This window comes from Bacillus sp. S4, assembly GCF_040838205.1.
GTDB classification, from domain to species: Bacteria; Bacillota; Bacilli; order Bacillales; family Bacillaceae_G; genus Bacillus_A; species Bacillus_A cereus_U.
Genome location: NZ_JBFPJI010000097.1, coordinates 1 through 11,607, shown reverse-complemented (window position 1 = coordinate 11,607; position 11,607 = coordinate 1). Strand labels below are relative to the sequence as shown.

Sequence of the window (11,607 nt, the reverse complement as noted above, 5' to 3'; positions counted from 1 at the left end):
AAATTATATTAATCCAATACCTACTATTACTGCAGAATCACATAGAGGGGATATTGCGGATATCATTACCAAGATCCTTGATTAATCTCCCTCTATCTATGTATTTTTAGTTTGTTTTAATTCGTCGAATTTTCAATTGATATTTTTAGATATTTTGCTGACATTTTATAAGCGCGATTATCAAAAAAATAGTCTCCTAGTTCATGAGCCAGTTCACTTACTAAAGGATATTGTTTCTTTTCTAAACCAATTTCAATTGCTTTTTGCATCTGTTTTTCATATCCATAATCATCTCCTCTTAATTTAGATATCTTCCCCTTCAATCCATATAGTTGAACATTAGCGTAAGGTACATCAAAAATTGATAATAAATCAAACGCTTCATCCATAAATTTATTAACAGTTTTCCAATCTTTAAATTCTATATGAATCTCTATTAAGCTTCGTAATGCGTATACCTTTTGATGTTTTTGTTCGAGAAACTCACTTAATTGCAAACATTCTTCATAGTACTTAATAGCATTAGTATAGTCTTTTAAACCTTGATAAATTTTCCCATAATTATACGAGATTATAGGTGAATACATAGAATCTCCTTTATTTTCCAACCTACTTTCTGCCTGCTGTAAGCATTCAAGAGCCCTGTCATATAATCCATCTAAATCATACAGTATTGCGAGCATTAACAAAGTATCTATTACTTTATTCTTTATATTAAATCTCAAAAATATTTTGTAAGCTTTCTGCGCATACAAACGACTAATGCTTTTATCTTTATACAGCGCTTTATTTACAAGACACAGATTATAATATACACTGGCGTGTTGAGTAGTTTCTTCTAGATCAAGTAAACTCTCTATCTTCACGTAGATTTCATGTGCAGCCATATAATCTTGTTTATTATAAAAATAATAACCTCGAGCCATTAAATAATATATATAATCTTCAGTATACTGGAGGTCTATTTGATTTGGAATAACTTGCACAGCCTGATTTACAATTGCTTCTACATATACTAAGTTATTATTTCGGGAATGATAGTATATTAAAACACCATAAGCCTTTAATAATAAAAGAATAGAGTCTATATCACGAACATACAGTTCTAAAGAAGATAAATCTTTTTCACTTATAATTTTATCATTTTTATACTTATTACATATTCCAAGGAGCATAGGTTCTATATCCCCATAATCTGCATCTACAAGAAAATTTTAATCAACTTCCATCTTTTTAGCGACCTTTTCTAAAAAAGAAACAGAAGGTTTAATTTGTCCATTTTCAATTCTGCTTAAATACGTTATAGAGCATATTTCTGATACTAATTCCCCTTGCGTAAATTCTTTATGTATACGGATTTGTCGAATACGTTCACCAATATTCATATTTCCACTCCTTTCTTCGAATAACCTGGTTTGATTATTTTAGGGCAATATAATAAGAATAACGCCTATATTATCTATCATAGTATGTGTATAGTTTTATGTTCAGAGAGGGAAATGTTATTAATACGTATTTGGATGCATATGAAATTTGTATGCCCGATTTACTAATATCAGATTTCCCATCTTCTACTTATATTACTATATTATACCAATTTACTCATACTTACGCCTAACAAAATTTATCTTTTATACCTTCAGAACTTTAAGATAAAAGTCCTCTGTCTAAAAACGATAAAAAAATTAAAGAACCTTATATGTTGCAGAAATTATCTCAAATCACGAAACATGTAAAACAATACATAAAAAACCATGAAAAATTCACAATTTTTTTAATTAAATTTTACTAATTGTTATTAACGGGGTACAGTCCCATCGCTATCAACCTAATAAAACAAAATACCCCCTAAAATTAAAAAATGAGCTGACTTCTCAAAATAAATAACTATAGAGAAAGAAAATTTTCATTTAGGGGGTACTTCAAAACCTTAGCTTGATGGGCATGGGGTACCGCCAGCATTTCGGAAAAAAACCACGCTAAGAGCATGCAAGATTTTATACAAAAAATCGGAAGACATAGGGAACCATGGGGAAGCCAAAAGGCGCGCCAGAATAGAAATGTATAAAAAGATGTATAGCGTCATATAAAAAGAAAAAGGCGGACTCCTTGTAAGAGTAGGAATCCGCCTTTTTCTTGCTACCGATAATAGGTCATTATGTTAACTATACGTGTATGATATATACAATCAAACAAAGTTATTTTCCATTTTCATTCTTATTTTGAAATAGATGCACAATCAAAAGTCCACCAACAAATAAGATTGGAAATCCTACGACTATATATAATCCGTTTTTTGGTATTCCTAATATAATTGCAAGATAACTAAAAGAAAAAGCCCATAATGCTAAAATTATGATTTCTAACATCTTCTTTTTCATTAAAAGTTAAGCACCCCAAATCCCCTTAAAAAAGTTGCATTTGGAATATTGTAACAAAATCAAAAAAAAGACCCTACAAGAGGGTCTTTCATCAGCTAATATTAAGCTTTTTGAACATTAGTAGCTTGTAGGCCACGTTGTCCTTTTTCTACTTCAAACGTTACACTTTGTCCTTCGTCTAAAGATTTGAAACCGTCGATTTGGATAGCTGAGAAATGTACGAATACGTCTTCTCCATCTTCACGCTCGATGAATCCAAAACCTTTGTCTGCATTAAACCATTTTACTTTACCTTGTTCCATAATTGTTGCCTCCTAGTATGGATACCCACACATATGTTACTACCCTTGCTCAAATACCTTAGACGAAAAACAAAATTTATTCTTAATCTCAAACCGAACAAAAATAGGTCTTTCTTAAATTAACATACTTTCTAAAAAATAGCAAATTTCAAAAATAAGTCCTTATGGTAATTAGCCACTAATAGTGCTTGCTGGAGAAAAAGTCACTATGATAGTCATCACAGCAAGAAGTTACCAAAAGATCTCAACAATATCATTGGTTTGATTTTTTTCAGACATTCAACAACTGATAAAATTAGATATTTTCGAGTTAAATTTTACTTCTGATAACGATAATTATGTAAATGAGCTGTCCATATGGGCGGCTTATTGTATTTTTTGCTTAGCGCGTTTTTTTCCGAAATGCTGGCGATACCCTTACTTGTTCAACAATCGGGGCGATTGTTGAACATGAAGTAAAAGTGCGATACATATTGGTCATGTCTAATATGTATCGCACTTTATTTTTTATGACTTTTTACAATTTAGGTCTTGATAAACCCTCACAGGTTCTTTTCGTTATTTATTATGAACGGGAAAAATGATGAAATGATTAGCATGTTTACTATATAAGAGGAAGCATCCATATTTTCCATATGATACTTACGATTACTATAAAGATAAAATCAAAAAATCTAATCTCGGATCCTTTTTCATAGTCATATCTAACCACATATGAACCAATTTCAATCTTTTGTATTTATGAATATTTTTCTTTGCAAATCGGTAAGTGAGCACTTGCATGATGTAAATTCCATTTAGGCAAATAAACAATAATATGAGAAATCAAATCACGAAATTCCTCCCTATTTTTGAAGCGTTCTTTCTACTATATGGTTCTTCAAGACCCATTCCTCAAACTGAGCACTTCCAAATTCCCAGCTCAAATCACGAGCATGTACAGAAAAAACGTAATAACCGGCATATTCGTCCATAAACATTCCTGCCCCTACATCATCTTTTTGAATACCGTATACTCCGAAATTAAAATACACATCCCACACGTCTTCATGCTTCCTCTTATAGGCAATCGATTCCATATCACATTCAGTTCCGAAATAATCAAGATGTAAATGTACGCTATCATCGTATTCGTAATCCATTTTATCACCCCTTATATTTGTACTTCTTTACTACCCAAAAAATTCCTGCTATATATCCTCACATATGGGCACTTACCTACATATTATGCTTGTAGATTGACTTCTAGGAGGTGTCATATAGTGAAAAAATTAATAACCGTTTTTTGCATCATGTTACTAGCTGTTTTCACATTCGCTGCTTGTAGTAGTACAAAGGAAAGTACGAAAGAACAAGCGCAAAAAATTCGCGTTGGCGAAGTTACCCACTCTCTTTTCTACGCACCATTATATGTTGGAATTGAAAAAGGATTTTTTAAAGATGAAGGTTTAAATATTGACTTACAAACAACAGCTGGCGGAGATAAAACGATGACCGCCCTTTTATCTGGCGGAATTGATATTGCGCTCGTTGGTTCAGAAACGTCGATTTATGTTCATCAACAAGGAGCAAAAGATCCTGTCATTAATTTTGCGCAGCTTACACAAACAGATGGCACATTTTTAGTTTCACGTAAAAAAGTAAATTCTTTTAATTGGAACGACGTAAAAGGCGTTACATTTTTAGGACAGCGTAAAGGCGGCATGCCGCAAATGGTTGGAGAATACGTTTTAAAGAAAAATGGCATTGACCCTCACAAAGATACGAACTTAATTCAAAATATCGAGTTTGCTAATATTGCAAATGCCTTTGCATCTGGTACAGGAGAATTTGTACAGCTCTTTGAACCGACTGCAAGTATACTTGAAAAAGAAGGAAAAGGTTATATCGTCGCGTCTTTCGGAGCTGAATCTGGTACTGTTCCTTATACAACGTTTATGGCAAAAGAAAGTTTCTTAAAGAAAGATAAAGCTGCTGCAGAAAAATTCACGCGTGCACTATATAAAGCGCAGCAATGGGTTGATACACATAGTCCAGAAGAGATTGCCGATGCCGTTTCACCACTATTTAAAGACACTTCAAAAGACATTTCAGTAAAAGTAATTGAGCGCTACAAAAAACAACATTCATATGCAACAAATCCATTATTAGATGATGCAGAATGGAAACAGCTCCAAACGATTATGAAAGAAGCTGGTGAATTACAAAAAGAAGTTCCACATGAAGCGCTCGTCAATACAAAAATTGCCGAAAGCGTTATTAAGAAATAGAGGCGAAGTGTATGAGCTTTTTACAAATACGTAACGTTTCTCACTGCTTTTTTGCAAAAGAAAATGCCAAACTTATTCTTGAAGATATAAGTTTGCACGTAGAAGAAGGGGAATTCATTTCAATCCTTGGTCCGAGTGGTTGCGGAAAAACAACGCTCCTCTCCATCATCGCGGGGCTACTTGATCCAATTGAAGGTATCGTATTTTTAGATGGTGAACCGATTACAACTAAGACTCCATCTATGGGCTATATGCTCCAGCAAGATTACTTGTTTCCGTGGAAAACAATTGAAGAAAATATTATGCTCGGACTTCATATTCGAAAAATTTATGATAAAAATACGAAAGAACATACATTAAAGCTTTTAAAACAAGTCGGCCTATATGATATAGAACAGCAATACCCTCGTGAACTATCCGGCGGTATGCGCCAACGTGCTGCACTCGTTCGAACATTAGCGACCGATCCAAAAATTTTATTGCTAGATGAACCATTTTCCGCTCTTGATTATCAAACAAAATTAAAACTAGAAGATCTCGTCTTTACATTACTACGTAACTATAAGAAAACATCCCTACTTGTGACACATGATATTGAAGAAGCAATTGCGATGAGTGATCGTATTTATTTGCTGCAGGCGAACCCTGGAAAAATTGCAAAAACGTTCATCGTCCCAGAAAGTATCCGTTCCTTATCGCCATTAGAAGCACGCCACCACCATGACTTCCCATCCCTCTTCCAAGAAATATGGAAGGAGTTGGAACGACTTGGATAATATAAAACAACTACATGAGCAGTTTCGAAAAAAAGAAAGACAACATGCATGGTTAGCTCGCTCTTTACAACTTGTTCTTCTTGTTCTTTTCTTTGCACTATGGGAAATAGCTAGTAAAAAGGAATGGATTGATCCTTTACTCTTTAGCTCTCCTTCAAGTATTTGGGATCTCTTTTTAACGAAATGGATTGACGGTTCAATTTGGATTCACATATGGACGACATTACTTGAAACAGGAGTAGGCTTCATTCTAGGAACTGTACTCGGAGCAATTATTGCTACTTTCCTTTGGTGGATGCCACTTTTGGCCCGCGTACTTGATCCGTATCTCGTTGTCCTAAATGCAATGCCAAAAGTTGCACTCGGTCCAATCATCATTGTTATTTTCGGTCCAAATATTTCATCCTCTATCGCAATGGGCGTAATCATCTCCATCATCATTACTATTCTCGTTATTTACAGCGCATTTCAAGAAGTCGATTCCAATTATATTAAGGTCATGGACACATTTGGCGCAAATAAATGGCAATGCTATAAGCACGTTATTCTCCCTTCATCTTTCCCTGCAATTATTTCAACGTTAAAAGTGAATGTTGGCTTATCATGGGTCGGTGTTATTTTCGGGGAACTCCTCGTTTCTAAACAAGGACTTGGCTATTTAATTAGCTACGGATTCCAAGTCTTTAACTTCACACTCGTCTTACTCAGTGTATTGCTCACTTGCGTCCTCGCAACTCTTATGTATGTATTTGTCGAGGCATTTGAAAAACTCCTTATTGGAAAACGAAAAAAAAGCTGACTTAGAGCGATACGCTAGAGTCAGCTTCTTTCTTTTACCTTTTATCACACATTTTCGAATCATCTGTAACATTCCCATTAGCAACCGTAACTGTATGGAAACAATCTTTCACACGCACCGTAACGACATTATCTTTTCGATCAATAATATGATAATCATTAAACTCTTTATTTAATGCACTACGAATTTGCTCCCCTTCAAAAATCGGAAAACCGTGAGACATTACCCAAATGAGACCAGCAACAGCAAGAATCGTTTTCATACGTTTCATTACCTCCTCGAGAGTAAACTTATAGCCCCTATACTATGCGCATTATAATTGTGTCTAATTTGTGACGTTTTTATACTAATTCTCTTTTAATGATTCAGTTCCTTCTTCTTTTTTGAAAAAAGACAGAATTTTCAATTTTATCAACATGAAGAAACGCAAAGAACAGAACGTCCTCGCGTTTTCATTTGATCGACCAAAAATATATCGAACATAAATCCAATTTTATTGACTTACCAACAAATAATTACCACTAAACTATGACTGCTCTATATCCCTTGAAATATCATATAATCCAGCTAACACTTCCGCTCTCATTTTTACAAGCTCGGGGAATTGATAGAAGAAGGCAATTTTTTTATATTTTAATTCTGTTCCTTCTTTCACCTTTTTTGAATCTTGTAATATAAACGCTGTAAATGTATCTGCGATATCTTCCGCTACATTTGTCGTTCCATACAGTGAAACAAACTCACCATGCTTTTCCTTAAAAAATTCAATTTGAGCTTCTTCGCTTTCTTCCACTTTCTTTTCTGTCCACTCCTGGTCAATTGGTTTCCAGAACAAATTATAAAATTGATTTATATAAGAGCTCTCCTTCGCACATCCTTCTTGTAAGAAAAGAGATTTACATTTATTTTGGTATGATGAAATATCTTTATCTTCTTCAAAAGCCTTTAAGTACTTTTCATTTACTGGTATTTGTTTATGTCCCAGCGTCAATACGTGAGCCGTCTCATGTATTAATGTTTTCATCACTTGATCGATATTTACTGCAGAATCAAGCGTATCTAAACTAATAGTCCACTCTTTCGGATACTCCATACCTGGCATAACATGAGCCACAATTCCATCGTATCCATCTGTTACCATATCAAACTCTTTTATGTCAGTGCGATACTTAGCTGGAATAAGAGTGCTGTACATCTCCCATAACGATTCATGATAATCCCTATCTTGACGTTGCTTTAATATTTCTTCTTTCGCGTCCTTATCATCCGCAAAAGCCTTATTCAATCGTTTGCGATCTAGTTTATCGAAATAAGAATCTACAATTTCATCACCATCAATATAATAAGAAGCTAAAAAGAAATAATTTTCATCATCCTCTTTTTTTATTTCCGCTTCTTTCATATCGTTATTTGAATGTCCTTCTAAATCATAATCCTCTAGTACTTCAAGTTCTGAAAGTCCATCTATCTTTTTATATACTTTTTGAAGCGTTTTATCACCTATTTGTGTGCATTCTTCTGTCGTTTCGCACACATCTTTTTTCTCTCTTTGCGAAGTTTTTTCCGCCATATCACATCCAGCTACTAAGCCAATTGAAAGTATAAAACAAACTAATTTCCCACCATACAGTTCTTTCATTTGAACCTCCGTCGTTACAGTCTACAAAAATATGATAATCATTTTTTCACAAATATGCGATAATTATTTATAAAAACTTTGAGGAGGTTACATATGATTCATGCGGTGTTATTTGATTTGGACGGGACACTATTAGATCGTCGTCAATCTTTAGTACGATTTATTCACGACCAATACAATCGCTTTTCTCTTCATTTTATAAACATAGAACAAGCCGAGTATTGCTCTCGTTTTCTTGAACTCGATAATAATGGATATACGTGGAAAGATAAAGTATACGATTCTCTTCTTTCTGAATACGGCATTACCACTTTAACATCAGAACAACTGCTGCATGACTACATTACAAACTTTCAACATCACTGCATTCCCTTCCCAAGCATGCATGAACTACTTCAGCAACTAACGCAGCAAAACATTAAAATCGGTATTATTACAAACGGCTTTACTGATTTTCAAATGAACAACCTTCGCGCCTTAAACATACATACGTATACAAATACAGTTCTCGTTTCAGAAGCAGAAGGAATTAAAAAACCACACCCCGAGATTTTCAAACGAGCCTTGCATAAACTAAATGTTAAAGCAGAAGAATGTCTTTACGTTGGAGATCATCCAGAAAACGATGTGCTTGGTTCTGAACAAGTAGGGATTCTTGGCGTTTGGAAGAGAGATTTATTTTGGGGTGACTTTGAACATTCACGTGTGGTGGATGATTTGTTGGAGGTTCTTTCGTTTTTAGAGCTGAAGGTAAAAACAATACAATAGTAAATAAATTATATCAGCGATTTTTCGAATATATCGACCGCAACTCAAAATATATCAGCGATTTTTGAAATATATCGACCGCAACTCAAAATATATCGGCGATTTTTGAAATATATCGATTTACCGACAAAAAGTGACAATAGTAAGTGGATACTTTCATTCCCAAATGCCTCCCTAAAAGTAAAGATATATTCACACCTTTTTTGGGTATTTAATCAAAAAAAGAAACCGGCCATTTTACTTCGTAAAACAGCCGATTTCTTCTATATGTTTCATCGTACGCGCTAATACATCATCGCGCATAATAAAGCTAAATTTTCTATCAGTTTTAATATTATCAGGAATGTCTTTTAATAAAACAGACCCTTTCGTTTCTTCGTAATGCGTATGCTGCTCTACCGCACTAATTGTTGCAAAATAAATGTTTTTAATGATTATTTTGTCTTTTCCGGATACTTTGTATTGCCCTAAGTAAGTTAAATCAGAAACTATGCCGCCGGTTTCCTCATGAACTTCTCGAACTGCCGCTTCTTCCGGTGTTTCCCCGAGTTCTACTTTACCACCTGGAAATTCAAGACCACGGCGTAAATGATGCGTTAATAACCATTGATCCCCGTACCGGCATACAACCCAAACATGCTTTGGCTCAGGAGAAAATGGGTAACGTTCAAACGATAATTGTACAGTGTTGTGGTAATAATCTTTAAATTTGTACATGCCATTACTCCCCTATTGATGATTACAAGTTTTTCCTACCACAAATTGTAGCATATTCTCGCTTTTCTGCATAATATTATCCAATTACAATCCATTGATTATTCCCATTTGCGCGACTAATTCTTTCGTTTCATGATTCCCTAGATCATAAATCATTTTATATGCTTTTTGTAGTTGTTCATCATATCGATCATTATTCGAATCGTGATGATACTCAACGAATGGCACGTGGGAGCGTACATACGAACCTAAGTCCTCTTCATACGCTTGATCAAAATACTCTCTTAACTCCGTAATCTCTTCGTCATTTGCGTAAATTTCAAAATTATACGTATCCGCCGTCTTCACTTGTGAAATTTGACCATTTCCAACTGATATATAATATGTTTTTTTATGCTCCATGTAACACCCTTCTTTCATCCTTTTAATTTCTATTGTTTTCATCAATTACAAAATTATGTAAAATAAAGAAAAGGAGGGATTTCATGCTCAAAATATTAATTATTGGCATTATAATCGTACTGATCGTATTAGTACTCTCCGTTATGACGATCAATAAAGGTTACGCATATAAACATTCCGTTGATAAACCAGAAGATAATCCTTACTCGAAAGATAATAAGGAGAACTCATAGTATACTTCGTATCGTAATCGCACTCACGGTGATAATTATGTCGGCAATTGGGCTCTATACAGCTCAAAATAACTTTCTACCACTTTCACAATTTCTATTAGGGGTTTTAATGTTTCTCATCGCAATTGAGCAAATAAAAAAGAAGGAGGATCCTTTATGTTAAAAGGATTTCGAATTACTTTTTCACTTATCGCTTTATCTATAGCAATCTATAGTTTTATCAGCGGCAACAGAGACATTATACCTTACATGTTTATTCCCTTAGGATTGATGGCTTTCACTATAGGTCTAGAAGAAATAAAAAAGCATAGAACAATCTAGTGGCACACTTGCTTTCATAGCTGGCGCTGCTGCTTTATTACTTGGCTTCTCAGAAATATTCCGGTAAATAGTCTATTTAAAGGAGGTATACAATGTTAACTGGATTACGGATTTTCCTCATGTTTTTCACGCTTATCATACTCTCTCTTTGCACTTATTCTCTTATTACCGATAATTTCACCCTTCTCCCGTACATACAATTTACTCTCATTTGTTCCTTTATTCTTCTAGGAATTAATGAACTGAAATCCGGACGAAAATCAATGAGTATTCCGTATTTTTTCGTTTCTATTCTTATGTTCTTCGTTTTAATATCGATCTACTTTCTCTACATGTAAAATGTACTTTTAATCACCTACTGACTATTACCTTTCACCAATTTGGCTTTGTCGAACAGGTAATAAATTTGAGGATAATCTAAACAAAAAAGGTGGAGAATATTATGCTAAAAGTATTTCGTATTATATCCGCACTCATCGTCATCGCTCTCGCTCTATATGGAATGTTTAGAAACCCACTTGTTACGATGCCCTATATGCTTATTGCCTTATCTATTATGACTTTCATCATAAGTGCAGAGGAGAAACAGAAACAGAATAAAGTAAATAGTACACTCTCTTTCTTTTCTGGCGTCTTTACTTTAATTATTGTCATTCTTATTCTTGTCTCTCGATAATAATACTTCTACTAAGGAGGATTTCATGTTAAAAAACTTTCGAATTATAATAGCTACTATCGCTCTTATTCTCGCTCTACTTAACCTCTTTGCAAACTTCTCTATGCTTTTACCATTCGTATTTATCCTTTTAAGTATTATGTTTATCCTTTTTGGAATTGATGAAATAAAAGAGCGGCAAAAAACAAAAGCATTTGTTTATTTTCTCGGTTCTGCCTTTATTTTATATGTTGGGGTGTCTAGTATACTTTCATAAAAAAAGAAGAGCATTCTGAAGTGACCCCTAAAAGTTAGACACGGTTATTTCATTAGGCTACTTGATC

General features: G+C 34.1%; 14 protein-coding genes and 2 pseudogenes. 8 read left to right on the top strand and 8 right to left on the bottom strand.

The genetic code is table 11. The features are described from left to right. Positions 1-116: 116 nt before the first annotated feature. From AB3X48_RS11900 to AB3X48_RS11885, 4 genes and pseudogenes are all read right to left on the bottom strand, one after another. Positions 117-1,385, bottom strand: a pseudogene (locus AB3X48_RS11900) (helix-turn-helix domain-containing protein). 813 nt (positions 1,386-2,198) lie between these two features. Then, a complete protein-coding gene (locus tag AB3X48_RS11895; RefSeq protein ID WP_033714597.1) occupies positions 2,199-2,381 on the bottom strand; it encodes a hypothetical protein in 183 nt (60 codons plus the stop codon). A gap of 101 nt (positions 2,382-2,482) precedes the next feature. After that, positions 2,483-2,683: a cold-shock protein gene (locus tag AB3X48_RS11890; protein WP_002160121.1), complete on the bottom strand. Its 201-nt coding sequence runs from the start codon at positions 2,681-2,683 to the stop codon at positions 2,483-2,485. An 845-nt stretch (positions 2,684-3,528) separates the two neighbouring features. Further along, the gene (locus AB3X48_RS11885) at positions 3,529-3,825 is read right to left on the bottom strand and encodes a DUF3986 family protein (protein ID WP_002112440.1); all 297 of its coding nucleotides are present in this window, start codon (positions 3,823-3,825) and stop codon (positions 3,529-3,531) included. 120 nt (positions 3,826-3,945) lie between these two features. Here AB3X48_RS11885 and AB3X48_RS11880 point away from each other — a divergent pair, with 120 nt between their 5' ends. From AB3X48_RS11880 to AB3X48_RS11870, 3 genes are read left to right on the top strand one after another with little or no spacing between them, the layout of a single operon-like run. Next, on the top strand, positions 3,946-4,953 hold the full coding sequence (locus AB3X48_RS11880) for an ABC transporter substrate-binding protein (RefSeq protein ID WP_133059536.1): 1,008 nt from the start codon (positions 3,946-3,948) through the stop codon (positions 4,951-4,953). An 11-nt stretch (positions 4,954-4,964) separates the two neighbouring features. Beyond that, a complete protein-coding gene (locus AB3X48_RS11875) occupies positions 4,965-5,729 on the top strand; it encodes an ABC transporter ATP-binding protein (protein ID WP_078173925.1) in 765 nt (254 codons plus the stop codon). Beyond that, a complete protein-coding gene (locus AB3X48_RS11870) occupies positions 5,722-6,528 on the top strand; it encodes an ABC transporter permease (protein ID WP_078173924.1) in 807 nt (268 codons plus the stop codon). The genes AB3X48_RS11875 and AB3X48_RS11870 overlap by 8 nt, the downstream gene beginning before the upstream one ends. Positions 6,529-6,562: 34 nt before the next feature. Here the strand turns inward: AB3X48_RS11870 and AB3X48_RS11865 are convergent, their stop codons facing one another. Both AB3X48_RS11865 and AB3X48_RS11860 read right to left on the bottom strand, forming a co-directional pair. Further along, positions 6,563-6,790 (bottom strand): hypothetical protein, encoded by a 228-nt coding sequence (locus AB3X48_RS11865; RefSeq protein ID WP_002089142.1) that lies wholly within the window; start codon positions 6,788-6,790, stop codon positions 6,563-6,565. Between the two features lie 264 nt (positions 6,791-7,054). Continuing rightward, a complete protein-coding gene (locus tag AB3X48_RS11860; protein WP_199715327.1) occupies positions 7,055-8,167 on the bottom strand; it encodes a recombinase family protein in 1,113 nt (370 codons plus the stop codon). A 93-nt stretch (positions 8,168-8,260) separates the two neighbouring features. Here AB3X48_RS11860 and AB3X48_RS11855 point away from each other — a divergent pair, with 93 nt between their 5' ends. Continuing rightward, complete coding sequence (locus AB3X48_RS11855) at positions 8,261-8,935, top strand: HAD family hydrolase (protein ID WP_088099598.1); 675 nt, start codon at positions 8,261-8,263, stop codon at positions 8,933-8,935. A gap of 237 nt (positions 8,936-9,172) precedes the next feature. Here AB3X48_RS11855 and mutTA read toward each other — a convergent pair whose 3' ends face one another. Beyond that, the gene (gene mutTA / locus AB3X48_RS11850) at positions 9,173-9,652 is read right to left on the bottom strand and encodes an antimutator 8-oxo-(dGTP/GTP)ase (RefSeq protein WP_002015736.1); all 480 of its coding nucleotides are present in this window, start codon (positions 9,650-9,652) and stop codon (positions 9,173-9,175) included. Between the two features lie 84 nt (positions 9,653-9,736). After that, a complete protein-coding gene (locus AB3X48_RS11845; protein WP_002112448.1) occupies positions 9,737-10,054 on the bottom strand; it encodes a hypothetical protein in 318 nt (105 codons plus the stop codon). Between the two features lie 83 nt (positions 10,055-10,137). Here AB3X48_RS11845 and ytzI point away from each other — a divergent pair, with 83 nt between their 5' ends. The 4 genes and pseudogenes from ytzI (at position 10,138) to AB3X48_RS11825 (ending at position 11,540) form a co-directional block, all read left to right on the top strand. Beyond that, on the top strand, positions 10,138-10,287 hold the full coding sequence (ytzI, locus tag AB3X48_RS11840) for a YtzI protein (protein WP_002112449.1): 150 nt from the start codon (positions 10,138-10,140) through the stop codon (positions 10,285-10,287). Between the two features lie 156 nt (positions 10,288-10,443). Further along, positions 10,444-10,675 (top strand): annotated as a pseudogene (locus AB3X48_RS11835) (YczI family protein). 375 nt (positions 10,676-11,050) lie between these two features. Then, entirely contained in the window at positions 11,051-11,284 is a 234-nt protein-coding gene (locus tag AB3X48_RS11830; RefSeq protein WP_002199049.1) for a DUF3953 domain-containing protein, read from the top strand. 25 nt (positions 11,285-11,309) lie between these two features. Further along, a complete protein-coding gene (locus AB3X48_RS11825) occupies positions 11,310-11,540 on the top strand; it encodes a YczI family protein (RefSeq protein WP_088099600.1) in 231 nt (76 codons plus the stop codon). Positions 11,541-11,607 lie beyond the last annotated feature (67 nt).